This window comes from Chitinophaga sp. (genome assembly GCF_036569185.1).
Classification (GTDB): domain Bacteria; phylum Bacteroidota; class Bacteroidia; order Chitinophagales; family Chitinophagaceae; genus Chitinophaga.
On the sequence record NZ_DATCRD010000062.1, the window covers coordinates 1 to 20078 of the forward strand.

Sequence of the window (20078 nt, forward strand, 5' to 3'; positions counted from 1 at the left end):
CGGAACAAGTTATAAGTAATAACTGACGGCGACAGTGTAATCGTACATTACCTTCGCCGGTAGACTAAGAATTTATGCCTTCAATGCGTTCATGATGTTAATCTGTTCGGTTGCCTCAGCAGGTGCATACAGCGTTTTGTGGGATCAAGTTGAAAAGTTGGGGGATCTCCATAATTTTTAAGCATACAGTTTAGTCAATCTGTAAAGAAAGAATTCTACATCCCGAACCCCTCTTAGGGCGTTTCTAAAGGACTTTATTTTAGCATTGAAAGATTCTGCGGCGGCATTTGTAGCTCTATTATTGAAGAAGTTCAGAATGCCCAGATAATGAGTTCTAATAGTCCTGGCAACGGTCTTGAAGGATAATATCCCCGCTGCTTCCACGTCATTATACCACAAAGCCAGCTTTTTAAAAGCTTCTTCTTTACACTTACACTGTCTGTAAACCTCACCCAGTCGTAGCGATAGCTGATAGGATTTATGAATGAGGGGATAGTGGCTGAATAATAATTCTGCTCTCTGCTGCTGTTCTCTGGTCCATAGTCTGGGATGTTTAAACAGCAAGTATCGGCTTCTGGCTAACAGCTGTTTGACCGTGTCGCCATTAGGTAGCCTGAGGGGCTCATACTTTACAGCTGCCCGTTTGGCTTGCTCATACTCCTGATTTTCCTGTTCCAGGGCTTCCCAGCGATGCTTTATTCTTATTTCCTGCACCGCTTCAAAAGCCAGGTGTTGTACATGGAAGCGATCTATTACCCGATGGGCATTAGGAAAACAGGCTTTAACAGCGCTATTGAGGCTACCAGACATATCGATGGTAACTTCCTGTACTTTCTGGCGCAGGCGTTTAGGGATTTTAAACAGGACTTCTTTCAGAAATTCAGACTGAGTACCCTTGATCATAGCCACTATTGAACCTTTACGGCCCTTGGCCAGCTTATTAGTAACAATGGTATACAGCTCTCCACTGGCAAAGGCGGTCTCGTCTATACTTAAAGCGGTGCCAATGTTTTGTTCAAAAAGCATCCACTGGGCAGCATGTTCTTTCTGTTCCCAACTGGAAAAATCACTTAAATGATGTTTGTATTGTTGGCCAAGTTGTTTACCGTCAACATTGTAAAGATGGCCCAGTTGAACGGGACTGATGGGGTGATTATCTAAGTAATCCTTTTAAAAAATAACCGAATTCCAATGTCATTCGCGTTCCTTTTTTCACTATTTCCCAATCTCTTGTTACTGTTTCTCCGGTAGCTACAACCTCCCACCGCCGCCGCTTTACATATAAAGTGACCTTCTTGCGGCGGATAGGAAAATCCTGAACAGCAACGGGAGGAAGGAAGTCCTTGGCGTGAAGTTTTTTATGCTGATGCTCAGCGGGAACAATATTCCTTTCTTCTAAATAAATACTTATTTCAGTCTCAGTTTGAGAAGCATCAGTTATCTCGAAGTAATATAAAATCCCTTCTGGCAGCAACGCCTCTATCAGAAGGCTAAAATTCTTATCCACGGCTATCAATCTTAGTTGGACGCAAAAAAACTATTTTTTTAACTATCCCCCAACTTTTCAACTTGATCCCATAAATTTCAGATCATCTAAATATGCTGTCAAAGCGTGATATTACTTTTTTGTTGGAGCTGACTTATCGTTACTAATTTACGGCACACCCTTGAACCGGAGCAACAAGGCCTCAGAGACACTGATGTTATTGACTGCAAAAATATACACCGGATGTAGGCGAATACTAAATGGATATCCCGGATAATATCGCTGTAACAAAGCAGATGCCCTTACTGGCCCAGCAGCCCTTTCAACGCTATCAACGGAGAAGTGTCCCTCACTACCATTTGCTGATGCCCGGAAATATTTCCTGTTGCATCCAGTGTACTGGTTCCGACTGCGGCAGTGGAGGAAACGATCCCAACGAGGTTACCGTATTTATCCAATATTGGTCCCCCGCTTGAGCCTATTCCATAATCGGCGGTGATTTCCATACGGATGGGCGGTTTGCCATTTGGGTTATAACCTGCCGCCGCCTGCCCACTGGCCACCGTTACATTCCTGGCCACGATGCCTTTGCTGAAATAGTAAAAATATCCGAGAGGATGGGAGATGCAGTACACGGTTGCCCCTACCTGCGCCGGCTTGCCAAAGGGAATAGGTTGCAGCTGCCTGCCATTGGTATTTACCCGGAACACAGCCAGATCATTATTCTGCGAATAAGCAAGTATACTGTCGATAAAGTAAACCTGGTTATCCGGGGTCATAATAAAAAAGACACTGTCTTTCACTTTTTCCGGGCTTTCGTGCCCGATAATATTTTTGAGCACATGGTAGTTGGTTGCACACAGACCATCGGCGCTCAATGCGAAGGCAGTCCCTGTTAATTCGAAAGATATAGCTCCTGTACTATCTGTTGCATGTTTCAGGTTCCCTATTATAAATACGCTTTTTTTTCGCCGGGTATAGATTGCTTCATCATCAAGTATCCTGGCTCCGGGACGCTGAACCGGAATATTGCTGGCATTAGCAACGGGCTTTTCATCGATAAGCAGTGCTGCTTCCTTCCGCAGTGTTTCCATTGGTTTCGGTGCCGAACCGTTGACGGAAGTGGATTTGATCTGCAGAGAACCGAAAAATTGCTGGTAGTCCACATACATGGATGACGTAGCAGTGGATTGCGCCATGGTCATCAGTGTGCTCAGTAGCAATGGGATGCTGACCCGGCAACAATACTTGCTGTTTATCATAACTGGTTAGTGATTTATTTGTTAAGTAGTTCAAGAATTCCTTCGTTGCGAATGATCATCATTCCTTGTCTGTCTTCTGTTATACCTTCCTGTAACTGGTAAGTATAGCGGGGAAAAGGACCATCCATGACTGTTGGCATAAATACAAAGTGTATATTGTTACGGTCTTTCAGCGCTTCTCCAACTTCAATGATGTGTGTGGAGATCACGAAGAGGCATTCGCGGTAGTCGGCAAACCCCTGTGTAACTGCAAGGGTACCGTCGTAGGCATCTTTTACATTGGTGCCTTTGAACAGCTCATCAAACATCAGCAGTAGTTTTTTGCCGCTGGCTGCCGCTTCAGCAGCTTGTTTTACCCTCACCACTTCTGCATAGAAATGGCTGTAACCAAGTCCGATATTATCGGCTACGTTAATAGACGAATACAAGCCATCCCTGACGGAAAACTCCAGCTGTGCGGCTGCCACCGGAAAACCCATATGGGCTAGGTACAGGCCGATGCCGATTGATTTCATCAAGGTGGATTTACCAGCCATATTGGCGCCCGTGAGAAAAAGTAGATTGCTGTTCTTATGCAGGAAGATCGTATTACCTACGGCGCGCTCAATACATGGATGGCAAAGGCCCGTGGCCTTCAATATGTCTTCGTCCTTACTTAATGCTGTTGCATAATTGAATCCCTTGCTGCGGGCCACATCGCTTACAGTAATATTTACGTCCACTTCATAGATGAATGCCAGTATACCTTCCAGCTCCTGGTGCAGTTTACTTTTCAGCAGATGATCATAGTAAGCCAGCGTTTTCAGCGGAAGCGCGGTGTAGATATCTGTGTTCCGCAGCCGCTCCAGCCGCTTGTCTGCCAGGAGGGCACTGATAGCGTTAATGCGTTGTGCATAGGGACTGCCGGCGGCTTGTACAGATGATACAAAGCTATGGCAACGATTCAATGTAATGATAGTGGCCTGTAAGCCCTGTACCATTTTTTTGTACCGTTCATCCCTTGTCAGCGCCGACAACCATTTCTTAACAAGTGTGCCTGCCAGCACAAGCACGGCATTCTGACTTCCCTGTGCATCCAGGTATTCCCGCATAAGATTGATCTGCTGTACATCAAACGGAAAACTTGTTTGCTGCTGCTGGAAAAAACGGAAGATACTGCTGCGCTCATTAATAGCAGCTGCATCCGTTAACGGATGGCGGAACATTTTGTCCAGCAGCTGCTCTCCGCCTCTCGTTTTTACACGGTTAAATAAATGATATACCGAATCATGACGGAATTTACCCAACAGGTTCAGTTCATCGAGTGTTTGCTTATCTATACTAAAATGCATGATGATCTATTTATTTTTCTTTCCATTTGCCAGTATTTCCAGGATACCTTCATTGCGGATGATGATCATCCCGTGCCGGTCGTCTGTAATCCCCTGTTCAAGTGTATAGGTATATTCCGGTACATGTCCGTTCATGCGGGTGGGGAGAAAGAGAAAGCCTACGGAGTCTTCCTGTTTCAGCGCTTCCCCGGCTTCTACTATATGAGAGGAAATGAGAAAAAGGCTGTTGCTTTTCCCTGCAAAACCCTTTGTTACGGCAATAGTAGCTTCCTGTGCATCCTTTACGTTGGTACCACGAAACAGTTCATCAAAGAGGATGAAGTATGATTTACCGGTGCTCAGTTCCGCAGCCATTTTTTTTACCCGCAGTACTTCGGCATAAAAGTGACTGGCCCCGATACCCAGGTTATCCGGGAGGTTGACGGTAGTATAGATGCCGTCCAGCACGGAGAATTCCATAGCTTTTGCTGCCACCGGAAAGCCCATGTGCGCCATATACAGGGCTGTGCTCAAGGCCCGTAGAAAGGTAGATTTGCCTGCCATATTAGCCCCCGTAAGGAATATAACATTCTGTTGTCCGTTCATCCTGATATTATTGCCAACAGGTGCTTTCAGGGATGGATGATATACACCTTCGGCGTTGAGCAGGCAAGGTGTTTTGTTTTGCGCCTTCGGGAAAATGAATTGGCGCTCGTTGGCTGTTCTGGCCACGGAGATATATACGTCGAGGGCGTACACATGACCCAGGAGCATTTCCACTTTATGTTTTTCACTGATCCGGAACAAGGCATCGTAGGCGGTAACAGCTGCGTAAGGCAGTTTTCCGCCTTTGGCCTGCTCTTTCATGGCTGGCTCAAAGGCGGGATCTGCAAGCAATGCAGCTATTGCTTCCCTTTCCGGGGCATAGCCTGGAACCTGTTTTATTTCTTCTCTTTCTATAAACTCCTTTGTAAGATGAATGAGGTTTATGACAGCAATTACCCCGTTTTGTATTTCCTTTTCGCTAAGTTGCGGGTGGTGTTGCTGCCTGCTGTTGCTTTCGCTGTTCATCAGGTATTTTTCCGCCATATCGAAGAGGGTAGCATTATAGGGAAACGACAGGTTAAGCCGGGAAAAATGTTCAATAATATTGCTACGTTGATTAATAGCCTGGCGATCCGACAACGGAGCTCTGAACATTTCTTCCAGCAGGGCTTCCCCGCCGCGGGTATGGGAATGATTGTAGATATCGTAAATACTGCTGCCATCCCGTTTGCCGAATATGCGCAGATCCTCTATAGTTTGTTCGTCTGTTTGCAGATACATAATTGTTTTATTTTCTCTTCCTGCGGATTAATAAGATAGTTCCTGCCAATAGCAACAGGCCTGGTAATACCCAAACAAAGATTGTTTTTTGCATGGTTGCGGCCCTGGGGCCGATAGACAGCAGGACATCCTCCGGTGCGGGCCTGGGTGTATACACGGGTGATTGATTGTATACCAGCCAGCTATAAGCCGGCATCAGGAAATATGCATTGGGGCCTATACGGATATTGCTGGCAAAGTCGGCATCACCGCTAATGACTATACGTTGTTCCTTACCATTTTTTTGCCGGGTCAGCTTCATGATAACAGGGAAAGTATCTTCTTTCCTGTCGCCACTCATTGGGTTGAATGCCGGTAACGTTGAGTCAATGACAACTGCTCCGGACCTGAGCCAGGTCCATCCGGAAATAGTGGACGCCAGGGAACTGATCTGGAAAGTACTTGTACTGTCGCGGGTAATTGTGGTAGTTCCGGGCATTATGATTTTGAGTGTATCCTCCAACTCCTTTTTCTGTAACCAGGATATGCCCTCAGAAAGTTGGCTGGCTTCCATTGTTGGTGAAGCGGTTATCTTATCCGGTGTTTCATCGAAGGTAGGTTGTACGAGCTGTCCATCGGCTAGTTTTACGCCCAACTGTTCGAGGAATGGATTCAGCACATATTGTTTGCCTGGCTCGCCGGCTATGAACATATTTCCGCCGTTATCGATATAATGTTTTAGTTTGTCAGATACTATGGATGGAAGATCCATTTTGGGGTCCGCCAAAACAAGGGTGGTAATATCCCGGGGAATTTCCTGGGTCAGCAGGTTCAGGGTATCTACATTGAATCCGGTGTTTATCAGGGCGCCTCGCCCGCCTTTATAGGCAGAATGTCCGGCATATTCCCTTTCTCCAAGTTTATAAATATTCCGTTCCAGTTCACCTGTAACAAAAGCAACGTTGGGTATTTTAGATTGTATCAGGTACTGGAGGGCGGCATTCATATTGGTTTCATCCGGCCAGAAAAAGGTATCGTCATAGGTCCGGAGAAAAGTGGTGCGGCCCCTGTATTTCAACTGTAAAACCAGCCGGAGCTTTTCCGGCAGGAGATCAATGGTGCGGCGTATTTCCGCAGGTGTTTTGAACATGGCAGTATCTATGTCGATCATATCTGCCATTTCAAAGGCGATTTGTTCAATTGATTTATCCGGAAACTGCGCATATAGACCACCATTATCAATAGTGGAATCGTAATCATAGTAATAAACATATTTGAAGCGTATATCCGGCTTAAACCGCAGATAGGGTTCCCACAGGTTGGCCAGGTAATCAACATTACGGAGTTCCGGTAAGCCACGGCCCAGGCCACCGCCCAATAAATTGGCATACAGCGTTACTTCCAGTGTACTATCGCCCATCGCTTTGAGTTGCTGCTGGGTACGGGGATGAATAGTATTCCTTTTTGTAGCGGTAACATCCCAATAGCCGGTTAATGTTGGCCTGGAGGAGATATAGCCGATGAGGAGCACTGTTCCCATTACCACCGCATAACGGCCCGCTTTCACGTACCAGGGCCGGTCTTCCCGGTTGCCTTTCAATTTCAGCAAGGTGAAGTAAATGAACATACAGGTTACTATGATGAAATAGATCACATCCTTGGTGCTGATAAGTCCGTTGAGCATTTTTCCAGTCCGGTTCTGAAGGGAGAGGAAATAAGTCAGGTCCCTCACCAGGTCGTATCGCTGCCACAGCCCTCCGATCCTGCTAAGAACAAATATAGCAGTGAAGGTACTGAGGGCAGATACAATCTGGTAGGAGGTCAGACACGACATAAACAATCCTATGGCGGTGTAGGCGCATATCAGCAGGTAAAATCCAAGTGTGGCAGAAAGGAAAATGCCATAGTCCGCATGCCGGATACTGAAGAAAGCAGACAGCATAATAATGCTCACAAGACCTACCAGTAGCAGGTTATACAACATGATGCCAAGGTATTTCCCAAAAACTATTTTACGCAGGCTAACAGGCGATGAGTACAATAATTCGATAGTTTTATTGTTGATTTCCCGGCTGATAAGGCCCATTGTTAGCAGCGGCAGAAACAGGTAGAGATTTTGCATGACGCTGGAGAATACCTCACCTTGCAGGAAAATGCCGGATGTGAGTGAGCTGGGAAAACCTTTAAACTTCGGACTGTTTGTCAGTAGCACATCTTGTGCATTAGCAGCCATGAATAAAGGTGTTGAATAAAAATATGCGCATTGTGCTATAAACACTATCATGAGAAACCATGCGATAGGGGAATAGAACAGGTAGCGGAACTCATTTTTTGCTATTTTGAATATGCTCTTCATTTTAACTGATTTAAACTTTCAGATGAGGGCTATTTCCTCTTTCTTCTTATAAGTAACACGGTGCCCATTAATAATGTAAGTCCGGGTAACACCCATGGATATACTATTTTCTGAATGCCTGCCCCTGCAGGACTAAGCATTACCTTGTTATCAGTTGCATAGGGGATGGGTGTGTATACCGGTGTTTCATTATAGCTAACCCAACTGTAAACGCTGCGGGCCCAGTCATCTATCAGGCGCAGATTACTGGCCCAGTCGGCATCGCCGCATATTATAATGCGTTGCTCTTTCCCTTTTAGCTGTCTCGTTAGTTGAACAGTGACAGGAAAGGAGATGGCCGTTATATCACCGTCCTGCGGACTGAATACCGGAGGCGTGGAATCGACGATAAGCTTGCCTGCTTTCAGCCAGGATTTTCCCGGCATGGTTTCTACCAAAGGTTTTATAGAAAAGCTGCTGTCGCTCGTATAGGAGAGTGCTGCCATACCAGCGAAGGGCGCTTTTAAAGAATCCCCATATGCCTTATGTGCCCACAAATGTTTGAACAACCTGAAATAATATTCTTCTGAAAGATGATAGCTGGCAGGATTAAAGTATGCCCATACCTTGTCTGGTGTTTCATCGAAGGAAGGTTGTACAAGCTGGCCATTCATCAGCTGAACACCTGTATGGCTGAGCAGCGGATTCACTATTTGCTGCTTGCCTGGTTCTCCCGAAATGATCATGTTACCACCCTGGCTGATGTATTTGTTTAGTTTTTCCTTCGCGGCAGGGCTAAGATCCATACGTGGATCGGCCAACACAATGATGCTGGCGTCACCTGGTATATCCTGTGTATCCAGGTTTAGTGTATCAGGATCAAAACCAACATTAAGCAGCGATCCGGTTCTTTTTTTGCTGAGTGCAAGCGTGTAATATTCACGTTCCCCTTTTTTCAGGATACTGCGCTCAAGCCCGCCCTGAACAAAATAAACTTTTGGTATATGTTCACCCAGTATACGTTTTATGGCTGCGTTCATATTCTGTTCGTTTGGCCAAAACGTTTCACCTTCAGGGCAGGTACGCAGAAAGGTAGTACGGCCCTTATATTTTAACTGCATTACCAGCCTGTGTTCCTCTGGCGCCAGGTCAATAATATGCCGCATCTCTTCGGGGCTTTTGAACATGGCAGAATCCACCCGGAAAATTTTTGCTGTAAGCCCGGCGATCTGTTTAAGTGATTTGCCGGGGTACTGCCTGTATAATGTACTGTCGTCCGGAGCGGCATAATAGTATACATACCTGAATTCCATGTCGGGCTTAAAGCGTTGGTAAGGTTCCCAGACGGTTGACAGGTAAATATTTCGCGATGCAGGAAGCCCGTCACCCACATGTGAGTCGAATAAGTTAACATAAAGCGTTACTTCCAGCGGTCCTTCGTTTAGTTTACGGATCAAATGTTGTGTTCGCGGGTGTATGGTATTCACTTGCCGTGCAGTGGTATCCAGGTAACCGGTGAACCGGGGAAGGGATCCTACATAGCCGACCAGTATTCCGGATAAGACCACTGCTATATAGCGGCCGGTTACAATATACCAGGGTTTCGACTCACGGCCGCTTTTCATTTTTATCAGGGTAAAGCTGACGAATATATAAATGATCACCAGGTAATAGAGAATATCTTTGGTAGTGATAAGGCCAATAAGCATTTTTTCCGTACGCCCTGAAATGGAAAGGAAATAAGTGATATCTCTTATAAAATCATATTCCTGCCATAAGCCGCCGATACGGCTCAGGATAAAAAGCAAGGTAAAGCTGGCAATAGCAGATACTATCTGATAGTTGCTGAGACCTGACATGAAAAATCCGATAGCAGTAAGTGAGCACAGGAAAAGATAGAATCCCAGCGCTGCTGACAACAATGGCGGAATGTCAAGGTTTTTGATGTCAAAGAATCCGGATACCATAAAAATTCCTATAATCAGGACCATGAGTAAGTTATAGGTAATTATGGCGAGGAATTTACCCAGTACTATCTGCCTTAATTTAATGGGTGATGAGAAAAGTAATTTTGAAGTACCACCTGTGAATTCCCTGCTGATGATGCCCATAGTGAGTAGGGGGACAAACAGGTAGATATGTGGCAGGATATTAATGAAGAAGCCATTCTGGGGATTGAGGAAGATGAGCGAGGTAACAGATTCCACTGCCCAGTAGATAAGACTGGGCTTGTTGCGATACATGGTGAACGTCATTTTGGCCCAGGGGTATAGGATGCTTGTATAGAAATAAGCACACATTACCATGAAGATGATGGATAGGAACCATGCTATCGGAGAGTAGAACAGGTTCCTGAGCTCATTTTTTGCTATCTTGATTATACTATTCATCAGAACTTTTTTTATTTCGTTGCAATTAAAACCAGGTTTTACCGGGCGGATTGTGTAGACAACTGTTTGAAGATGTCGTCCAGCAAGCCCTTATCATACCCGATTTCCTGTAATCGCCAGTTGTTGGCTATACTGGCTGCAATCAGCCGTTCTGTCACCTCCGGGTCTCCATCAAAATAAATGCGTACCTGTTTGCCGGTAAGGAACTCCGCCTGGGTAACACCTTTTACTTTCATCAACTCGGCTTTATCTGGCGGAGCTTCCATCTGCATGATAATAGTACGTTTCTGCGTATAGTTATTGAAGGCTTCCATACTGTCGGAGAATACGATCCTGCCGGATTCGATCATAATAATTTCCCGGCATAGCAGGCTGATTTCAGATAGTATATGTGAAGATAGCAGCACTGTATGCTCAGTGGAAATATCCCTGATCAATTTTCTCGCTTCAATTAACTGGTTAGGATCCAAACCATTGGTAGGTTCGTCCATTACTACCAGTTTGGGCTTATGGATGATAGCTTGCGCAATGCCTACCCGTTGGCGATATCCACCGGATAGATTGCGTATCAGACGGGAGCTGAAATGGGTAATGCCGCAGCGTTCCTTGGCTTCTTCTATCGCCGGTTTTATGGTTTCCTTTTTCATCAGCCGCAGATGAGCGCAATAGGTAAGGTATTCATCGATCGTAAGGTCTGTATACAACGGAGGCGTTTGTGGCAGAAAACCAATTTCCCGTTTTGCAGTTTCGGGATCTTTTCTCAGGTCAATATCATTAATGTAAACATTGCCTTGTGTTTGATTAAGCGTACCGCAGATAATATTCATCGTAGTGGATTTTCCCGCCCCGTTGGAGCCTAATAACCCGATGATACCCGGTTGGGATATTTCAATGTTAATATCCCGTATGGCCCATGTACTGCTGTATTTATGGGAAAGATTTTCTGTTTTTAAGATCATGATCTGATATTTGAATGAAGATTTATTCTTTGGAACCTGCTTAAAATCCAGGCATAGAATATCCGTTACCAGGGTGATGCCTGATCACCTGGTTCCCGGGGAACATGGATGTACGGATATTTTATAGCTGGAATGGTATAACCGGACGAAGCCAGGCTATTGAGTTACCGGATGATTTTTTTTCAATGACCTGTTTTACTTTATATAAATCCCCGGGAGCAGGAACAGTACTACTCTTCTTGAAAAAAATATTGTTAAATATGAAAAAGAGGATAAACAGAGAAAGGCTGACTATATGTTCTTTTACAAACCGCAGGGCTCTCGATAAGTGTTCTTTTACCGTATTAGGCGATACATTGAGCTGAAGTGCAATTTCATTTCTGCCCAGTCCTTCTTCCCGGCTTAGCCGGTAAACCTGCCGTTGTTTTTCCGGTAAAAGATTTAGTATATGATGAAAGAGTTGATCATTTTCCTTGTTCATCAGCTGTTCTTCTACATCCGTGCAGAACCCTTTTTTTGTTGCACTCAGGGAGCTGACAAGCTGCTGTTGCCTGGATTCTTTTTTCTGATGCTTGTAGGCAAGATTAGCTACAACTTTATACAACCATCCTCCCAGGTTATCCGGAATTATTTCAGCGCGTTTTTGCCATAGTTTAAGGAATGCTTCCTGTACAATGTCTTCCGATACCAGCCAGTTTTTTGTTATGCTGTAGGCTATACATGTCAGTCTGGAAGAATGGTCGTGCACCAGGGTTGTGAATATATCTTCCTGTTCGAGAAAAGTAACGGCAGATACTTCTTCCTGGTCGTATGAAAGTCGTTTGTTCATTTCCGTTAGTAATTGTTGATTAAGAGGATACTTTGCGTACCATTGCCCGATCCATCATCGGGTAAGCCAAGCAAAGCCAGCGTGCAATTCCGGAATCGCCATTTGTTGATAGGATTATCAGGGGTAGCCGAGTCATTATTAATGCCGGTTGCCTCGTAGCTGCCTAACAGACGACCACTGGCTTTATCGCGGAATTCGAAAGTATAGCTGCTGATATCAGCTGTGGCAGGATAGCGCATGAACCCGGTGACGCTTTTGTAAGACAGGCTATTGATCTCGCTTCCATTAGGTTGGCCTGCCAGGTTTACGCTGACAGGTGCACTGCCCGGAGAGAGGTTAATGAAACGGATACCGGTGACGCTGTCTGACACGGCATAGTAAGGCGGATGATCTGTCGTAAACAAGGTGTCTGGTTGGGCGATGCTCCCGGTAACAAACAAGCTGTAGATGGAACCGATCTGAAGGTTGAGTGTAAGGTCAACAACAGGTTTGCTCTTGGCAAGCGTATCCGGGAAGTTGAACAAGGCTAGTCGGACATTACCGCTGTAAGAGCTGAATTGATAGTCCTGGGAAAACGTATTATATGTTATCTGCCGGGCATTCAGATAGTAGTTGCTCAAAGGCGCTGTTCCGCTGAAATTGGTAACCAGGCTGGATGTACCGGGTATAGCATTAATAATGCTAAGCGATGCGGTGCCATCTGTTCTGATCTCGGTTTTGCGGCAGGCAGCGGCCAGCATCAGAATTACTGCCAGTAGTATTTGCCGGGATATTTTTTGTTCCATTGCAGTGATTTTATGATTTATTAATACCCGGGATTCTGGATGAGATTTTTATTGCGGCTTATATCGCCGGGAGGTACGGGATAGAGCAATTGCTGATCTCCTGCCCAGGGTTGCTTGATGGGAATCTGCGACAGCACGCTATGGGCTTTACCGGTCCGTTTCAGGTTGAACCAGCGGTGCCCCCATTCACAAAAGAATTCTGTTTGCCATTCATGCGCCACGGCATCCAGCAATGCTGCTCCGGAAAGACTTCCGGGTAAATCAGATAAGCCAGCCCGGTTACGGATGGTATTTAAATCCGCAATGGCAGCAGCAGCACCTCCTCCAACGCCATGAGCCTGGGCTTCTGCCCGTATCAGGTACAGTTCTGCTAACCGGAGCACTACCGAATATTCTATGGGAGTACCGCCCAGGATTTGATTGTAAAGACCTGTCTTATACTTCCTGTTATAATAGGCACTAATAGAAGCGTGATATACAGGTTTTACATCGATCCATTGCTGCTTCCGCTTGTCGCCAGTTTCAAAGGAACTTACCAGTTGAGGAGAGAGTAGGTAATTTACCAATATGGTGTCGCGGTTAGGCGTAAAACCGGGTAAGAATGTGATGCCCTCCGGAGTGGCATCAGAGCTCTGGGACATGGTTTTCTGGTTCAGTTGCCAGATAGCTTCGCGGCTGGCGATAGGGAATACTTTATCCAGATCAGGTTCAAGTACATATAATGCGGATTGGTTAATGACGTTTGTAGCCTCTGTTAAGGCATTGCTGTAATCTCCGGTGAAGAGATACACCCTGGCCAGCAGGGCTGCGGCTGCCCACTTGTTCACTCTGGTGCGGTTATTGCCTCCGCCGGGATAGGTGGCTGCAAGGTTGTCCCGGGCATCCTTCAGATCTTTTATGATTTGTTGATATACATCAGTCACGGAGCTTCGCGGAAGGGTAGCAGTGGCGCTATATTCAGTGGTAAGTGCCAGCGGTACGTCACCGAAAAAATTAACCAGGTAGAAATAACAGAAGGCCCGGAGAAATTTAGCTTCTGCGGTAAACTGTTGTCTGGCCGTTTCATGTAAGCCGGCAGAGGTGGAGTTGCTCAGGCCTTCGAGCACTGCATTGGCAGTATAGATAGCTCCATATGCGGAGATCCATAAATTGTCCGTGATGCAGGTTCTGTTGGCCCCCGACCCAATTAAGACCAAATGGTTAGTGTTAACGGGGTTGTATTGATTGTAATAGCTCTGATACAAATTTACTTCATCGGCGGAAAGCGCTCCATACAGGGCGGTCATTCCCTTACCGAAACTATTCTCTGTAAGCATGGTATTGTAAATACCGTTAACGGCTCCATTGGCAAAATCGTCGGTACTGAATACGGTACCATTAGTTACGCGGTCCAGCGGATCTGAAATGGATACCAGTTTACTGCAGGAGGCCAGCATATATACAACCGGCAGTAATGCTGCAGAAATCAGACGTTGGCTGTTTATGCTTATTTTCATCCTGATCATAGTTAAAAATTATAGGTGAAACTGAAAGTATAAAGACCTGCCAGAGGGACCCCGTTTAAAGTCCATGCCTGTGTCTCCGGGTCGCCACCTTTATACCTCGTAAATGTGAATATATTTTGGGCAGTCATATTCAGCGTAAGGTTTTTCAGACCGATTTTTTTGCCCCAGGCCTCCGGTAAGGGGTAAGAAATAAAGGCATTGTTTAGCCGGATAAACGAGGCGTCGGAGATAGAGAAATCGGAGTATGCCATCATATTATTCCAGTAATCGCTGACCATTCTTGTAGTGAGCGCCGGAAAGTCGGCAATATCTCCCGGTTTTTGCCAACGCTTTGCATTGAACAGCTCAACAGGCAGGTTTTGGTTGAATGTCCCTGCTGCATAGGGAAGGGTCATGTAAATACTGCGTCCCCATTGTTTTTTGTACACAAAGAATAAGCTGAAGTGCAATTTTTTATAATTCCCGTTAATGCCGAAGCCGCCTGTAAACTTTGGCTGCATGTCGTACGTAACGCCGCGATCGTCGCTTCCGGGAGCGGGTGCAGGCAGACCGTTATTGCTTACTAATCCGTCATGATTGAAATCCTGTGCAGCAGGCCGTCCGGTGAGGGGATCTATTCCCAGGAAATGAAATGCGTATACGGTATTAACTGATTGCCCCACTGCATACTGGCCTGCGTAAGGAGTATTTTCAAGATCAGGAAAAGAAAGCAGTATATTTCTATTACGACTGATATTAAAATCTGCCGACAAAGAAAAATCAGGTTTGCTGATCAGTCTGGCGGTGACAGATCCTTCCCACCCGCTATTTTGCAATAGCACAGGTACGTTGGTAACGAGGCCGGAAATGTTAGTGCTATTTATATAGCTGGGGGTGGGATAGGTAGTTAATTGGTTAGAGATGCGATTCCTGTACCAGGAGAAACTAAGCGTAATCTTATCGGCAAGCAGGCCTATATTGGCAGCTACTTCCAGTTTCCGGTTACTTTCCCATTGATATTTCTGGTTGGGGCGTACTACCGGCGTAAGCGCCATCTGGTTGTTATATCCGCCTGTAGCGGCAGTCCGCACCTGCCATAATGCAAGGTACTGGTAGTCGGCTACGCCATCACTGCCGGTAAGGCCATAACTACCTCTGAATTTCAGGAAACTGACAGGATCGGGGAGGGCCCGTTTGATCCATTTTTCTTCCGAAGCGATCCAGGCAAGTCCTGCCGAACCAAAGTTGCCATATTTATTGTCCGGTCCAAATTTGGAAGAACCCTGGCGGGTACCATTCAGGCTTACAATATACTTTTCATCCCATTTATAGTTGATGCCTCCTACAAAACTTGCATTCCTTGATTTGCTGCTGGCATCTGCTGCCAAAATAGCATTGGCATTATTGATACTGCCTAACAGCAGATCACTTTCATAGCCGCTGCCAAACAAGTTGGCGCCGCTGGTAGCAACGGCTTGCTCTGTAGCCACCGCCACTAGTTGCAGGTTACCTTTCCCTAACCGGGTGGTATAGGTTACCTGTGGATTTATTACCCAACCGGAATTATGGGTGGTGCTGAAATTGGCTGCTCCCTTGTTATTGGTAACATAAGGATTTTGTGAGGAGATAGATGTGTAGTAGTTAGTGGTGTTGTAAGCAAAATTATAGCCCAGGACAACGCTGAATGTAAGCCCTGTGAAAGGTTTGTAATCCAGGTTCAAACTGCTGGCCAGCGTAGTGGTAGATTGCGGATTGGAGCGATCCAGGCTGTACCTGAATGGGTAGACATCTATTAACCCGTCAACATTCCACTCAGCCCAGTTTGGAGCGCCATTTTTATCATATGCCGGGGGGCCATTGGGGGCAAAATATGGATTTAAGGCCGGCGTTATCACGTCTACATAACTATAGGCGAAATTGTTGCTAAAACTGAGATTGAACTTTTGATCGCGGCTGGTACTGCTGATATTAGCGCCTACTGTTGCACGCTGCGTAGCGCCTGATATATCAGTAGTGTTGGTAAGCCGGTTATAATCGGCGTTAATGCGAAAGCTGGCCTGTTCCCCACCTCCGGATACGCCAGCAGAAATGTCAAAATTCCTGGCCCGCGCTCCCACTGTTTGTTTGCCCCAATCGGTATACCGGGTGGTATCCCAGGCCAGCAGGTCGGGAGCGTTTAAAAGCGTTGGCGTAATGCCATCATTTTTGAAAGCTTCCCTGCGCATTTGCAAATACTGTTGCGTATTCATCAGTTTGGGGATGCGCGTGGTTTTGCCAACACTTAACACGGGCGGGTTAATATTAAATTCAAATTTGGTTTTCCCCGGTTTACCTCTTTTGGTAGTGATCAGGATAACCCCATTGCTCCCTCTGCTACCGTAAACGGCCGTTGCATCAGCATCTTTCAGTACTTCAATGCTTTCAATATCCCTTGGGTTGATGCTGAATAATTCACTTTGACCGTTTGTGGTCATAATACTTGGATAATTGTAATTGACAGATTGAATAAATCCGGTAGAGGTACGATTGAAAGTATTTCCAAGCGATAATATGGTTAAAGGAACTCCATCTATAACATACAAAGGGTCTGAAGGAATATTAGCGTTCAATGAATTCAGCCCCCGTATTTCTATCTTTACCGGCGCGCTGGCAAAACCACTCGTAGGAATCACCACCAGGCCAGGCACCCTGCCTTGTAAAGCCAGCAACGGATTCATCACGGGTTGCTTTTCTATTTCTTTAGCAGTTATTTTGGTAATATTTCCTGTAATAAAGCGTTGACTGCTTTTACTGTAAGCCTGCATTACTACTTCATCCAGCTGGCTGCTGGCATCTCTTAGCATTATCGTAAGATCTGTTTCTCCTGCTATGGGCACCTGTCGTGCAGTATAGCCTATGAAGCTGATAAACAGGGTATCGGCAGGGCGTACATTTTTCAACGTGAACCTGCCCTTTGCGTCTGTAATAGTTCCCTGTTTTGAGCGTTGAATTATCACACTGGCCCCATCCAGCGGTTTACTGCGCAGGTTCATGATGGTACCTGAAACGGAGAACCCGGCAGGAGTTGGAATGGCTGCAACCGGGTAAATCGTAATCGTTTTGTTCTGGACGTTGTAAGCGAAAGGCTTCCCGCTCAAACATACATTTAACACCTCCGGTATAGGAGCATCCTTTGCTTCCACTGTCACCGGCCCGATCTGTTTTACCCAATCGGCCTTACAGGAAAAATTATAGCCGGTCTGATTCCTGATATCTCTTAAAATGTTTTCTATCGAAACATGCTTTGCCGAAATGGTGACTTTTTGAGCAGTTGCCTGAAAGCTTTGTAGCAACATGACAATCGTAAATGAAATGGCACATAGTTTCCACGAACGACTATAGTGCCGCACTGTCAATTCCATAGATCCTGGTTGTTTGGATAAGATGATAAAATGATTCCCATATCATAAGCTGTTTACCTATGATGGAAGTACTGTGCCGGCATCCGCCGGCTGCATGCCTGGTTTATACTGGTTGATTTAAGTTACTGCCGGACAATTATTTTCCCCCTTTGTCCGGGAGCATTTCCGCCTTCTGTGATGAAATGAATGCCGCTTGTCAGCTCAAGACTTTTTAACACGGTGACAAGGTCCGTGCTTCTGCTAATCATACCTAAAATAGTTCCTTCCGGTTTCCCGTTTTCATATACAATCTCTACGTTATACCATCTGCTTATCTGGTTCATTACCTCTGTAATATCCTGGTTGCGGAAATCGAATGTGCCGTTTTTCCAGGCAACGGCTGCTGTGACATCTACTGTTGTTATGCTGATACCTCCATTACTATTATCGAACCGGCCCTCCTGTCCGGGTTTCAGCAGCCGGCTCTCCTTACCATTCACCAGTTTTACGGCTCCCTCCAGCAAGGTGGTTTTTACTACCTGCTCTTCTGGGTAGGCCGAGATATTGAAACTGGTGCCAAGTACTTCTACTGCCGCATTATTATTGATCTTTACACGGAAGGGCATAGCGGCATTCCGGGTTACTTCAAAGTAAGCTTCCCCGGTAACGGATACCTCCCGCAGGGAGCCGGTAAAGGCAGTCGGGAAAGTAAGGGAGGAAGCGGTATTCAACCATACGCGGGTACCATCCGGCAAAACGATTTTATACTCTCCTCCCTTTGGCGTGCTTACAGTATTGTATTCCGGCAACTGTACGGCAGCAATAGCCTGATCTTTGTTCCGGTAAGTGATGTATCCACTATCTGATTGCAGGAATACAGCAGGTCCTGTTTGTTTGGCCAGCTGCTCCTTGCCTGATTGATCCAGCGGAATCTTCGTACCGTTGCCCAGGGTGAGTATGGCTTTGCTGGTGTTGACGGGTACTATATTATAAGCGACTGCCGTACTTTCCTTTGTATGATGATGGTTGGTAAATAGAAAATAGCCAAGGCCGCCTGCCATCAGGATAATCAATATGGCCGCGGCATATTTGATCAGGCGGATAAAGTGGAATGCCCGTTGCTGCGACTGTAATTCCGGTTGAGTGGCAATAAGCCGCTGGTATACTTCATCTATTTCCTGGTGGTACCGCCCTGAAGTATTGGATGATTCTCCGGGTATCGCTGCCAGCATTACCCGCCAGGCATCCGCCAGATCAGGGTCATCCGCATAGCTGGCAAGCTGGCGTATGGCCTGTTCATCGCATTTTCCTTCCAGCCATTGGTTGAACAGGACGCGTAATTCTTCCTCTTTTGGATGTGGTAGCATATAAAGGAATACGTTGCACTGTCAGAAAATAACTACTCCCTTCAAAAAAAAATTAACTAAGCAGCCAGGCTACCAGGAGGAGCCCTGCCAGGTCGGACTGGCCGGCCGCCCGCATTCTCAGATTCTGAATAGCTTTTACCAGGTGATTATTAACGGTGGCACGGGAAATATTCAGTAACCGGCCTACTTCTTCGTGGGATTTATTTTCCAGCTTGCAAAGTTTGAAAACCAGTTGCCGTTGAGGGGGCAGGCTTTCTATTGCTTTTGCCAGCCAGGTTTCATTTTCTTTCCGGAATAACCATTCTTCTGTATTCTCCTGGCTTGCTGCGCTGGCCTGCAGTAGTTGGCTGATAAGCTGCTGATCGCGTTTTGCTTTCCGGAATAGATCAATTACGAGGTTGTCTGATATCTTATACAAAAAGGCCGGGAATGATTTCTCCGGATCAATTTCTCCTCTTTTTTGCCAGATAATAGTAAAGAGATCCTGGAGGATATCCGCTGCCAGATCCGGCGATTTTAACACCCGCAGCAGCTTTCCGTAGATACGGGGGCTATAGTGCAGGTAAACGGCATGAAAAGCTTTGGCATCGCCCTGGGAAATGCGGCGGATGTACGCTTGTTCATTTATCAGATCAAACTCCGTTGACATGTCAGCTTTGGTTGATTTTTACCCAATATAAAACATTTTGGTCCATTATACTAGCGCTTCCCGCTATCATACAACAAAAACCATCTGCCGGAAATTATGTAATATTACAGAAAACGAACTTATATGCAACTGCCGCCAGTAAAATACAGAAGACATCGCGTCGCTTATTCAGTGGCGGCCGTCTTTGGTTTCCTGGCAGCTTGCCAGGGCTGTTACTGGCTGGTAAGCGGAAGTGTCGGTTCATTTTTTGGATGGATGTTTTTCATTATAGGCCTGGCGGCACTCGTGGGCTGTAGCTGGACCGCTATCCGGAATTCACTGGTACTGGAATTAAACCAGGAAGGTATCTGGTACAAAAAGGAGACTTATGGCTGGAATTCCCTGCGCAGTTATACCATAAGAAAGGAGGTTGGTGAAAGAAGCTTGTTCATCTACCTGGTATTATCATTTAAAGATGACAGGGAGCCGTTGGAGATCCAGCTGGATTGGCTGGATAAAAGTGAGTCTGTACCAGAACAAATGGAGGCTTACGCAAAA

15 protein-coding genes are annotated in these 20078 nt (G+C 45.9%); 1 reads left to right on the forward strand and 14 read right to left on the reverse strand.

Annotated features, from left to right (window positions below):
• Nucleotides 1–177: 177 nt before the first annotated feature.
• From VIM72_RS04515 to VIM72_RS04580, 14 genes are all read right to left on the reverse strand, one after another.
• Complete coding sequence (locus VIM72_RS04515) at nt 178–1146, reverse strand: ISAon1 family transposase (RefSeq protein WP_422653324.1); 969 nt, start codon at nt 1144–1146, stop codon at nt 178–180.
• Nucleotides 1147–1153: 7 nt separating this feature from the next.
• The gene (locus VIM72_RS04520) at nt 1154–1507 is read right to left on the reverse strand and encodes an ISAon1 family transposase N-terminal region protein (RefSeq protein WP_332001675.1); all 354 of its coding nucleotides are present in this window, start codon (nt 1505–1507) and stop codon (nt 1154–1156) included.
• Between the two features lie 281 nt (nt 1508–1788).
• Nucleotides 1789–2748 carry a serine protease gene (locus VIM72_RS04525; protein ID WP_332001676.1) on the reverse strand — a complete coding sequence of 320 codons (960 nt, stop codon included), beginning with the start codon at nt 2746–2748 and terminating at the stop codon, nt 1789–1791.
• Between the two features lie 14 nt (nt 2749–2762).
• Nucleotides 2763–4079 carry a MutS-related protein gene (locus VIM72_RS04530; protein ID WP_332001677.1) on the reverse strand — a complete coding sequence of 439 codons (1317 nt, stop codon included), beginning with the start codon at nt 4077–4079 and terminating at the stop codon, nt 2763–2765.
• Between the two features lie 6 nt (nt 4080–4085).
• A complete protein-coding gene (locus VIM72_RS04535) occupies nt 4086–5384 on the reverse strand; it encodes a MutS-related protein (protein ID WP_332001678.1) in 1299 nt (432 codons plus the stop codon).
• Nucleotides 5385–5391: 7 nt separating this feature from the next.
• Entirely contained in the window at nt 5392–7719 is a 2328-nt protein-coding gene (locus VIM72_RS04540) for a Gldg family protein (protein ID WP_332001679.1), read from the reverse strand.
• Between the two features lie 29 nt (nt 7720–7748).
• The gene (locus tag VIM72_RS04545) at nt 7749–10088 is read right to left on the reverse strand and encodes a Gldg family protein (RefSeq protein WP_332001680.1); all 2340 of its coding nucleotides are present in this window, start codon (nt 10086–10088) and stop codon (nt 7749–7751) included.
• A gap of 38 nt (nt 10089–10126) precedes the next feature.
• Complete coding sequence (locus tag VIM72_RS04550) at nt 10127–11047, reverse strand: ABC transporter ATP-binding protein (RefSeq protein ID WP_332001681.1); 921 nt, start codon at nt 11045–11047, stop codon at nt 10127–10129.
• A gap of 121 nt (nt 11048–11168) precedes the next feature.
• The gene (locus VIM72_RS04555; protein WP_332001682.1) at nt 11169–11876 is read right to left on the reverse strand and encodes an RNA polymerase sigma factor; all 708 of its coding nucleotides are present in this window, start codon (nt 11874–11876) and stop codon (nt 11169–11171) included.
• A gap of 5 nt (nt 11877–11881) precedes the next feature.
• The gene (locus VIM72_RS04560) at nt 11882–12661 is read right to left on the reverse strand and encodes a DUF4397 domain-containing protein (RefSeq protein ID WP_332001683.1); all 780 of its coding nucleotides are present in this window, start codon (nt 12659–12661) and stop codon (nt 11882–11884) included.
• 20 nt (nt 12662–12681) lie between these two features.
• Nucleotides 12682–14157, reverse strand: a complete 1476-nt coding sequence (locus VIM72_RS04565; RefSeq protein ID WP_332001684.1) for a RagB/SusD family nutrient uptake outer membrane protein — start codon at nt 14155–14157, stop codon at nt 12682–12684.
• A gap of 11 nt (nt 14158–14168) precedes the next feature.
• Nucleotides 14169–17546: a SusC/RagA family TonB-linked outer membrane protein gene (locus VIM72_RS04570; protein WP_332001685.1), complete on the reverse strand. Its 3378-nt coding sequence runs from the start codon at nt 17544–17546 to the stop codon at nt 14169–14171.
• 122 nt (nt 17547–17668) lie between these two features.
• Nucleotides 17669–18892, reverse strand: a complete 1224-nt coding sequence (locus tag VIM72_RS04575) for a FecR domain-containing protein (protein ID WP_332001686.1) — start codon at nt 18890–18892, stop codon at nt 17669–17671.
• 52 nt (nt 18893–18944) lie between these two features.
• On the reverse strand, nt 18945–19541 hold the full coding sequence (locus VIM72_RS04580) for an RNA polymerase sigma factor (protein ID WP_332001687.1): 597 nt from the start codon (nt 19539–19541) through the stop codon (nt 18945–18947).
• 123 nt (nt 19542–19664) lie between these two features.
• Here VIM72_RS04580 and VIM72_RS04585 point away from each other — a divergent pair.
• Nucleotides 19665–20078: hypothetical protein (locus VIM72_RS04585; RefSeq protein ID WP_332001688.1), on the forward strand; the 414-nt coding region annotated here is incomplete at its 3' end.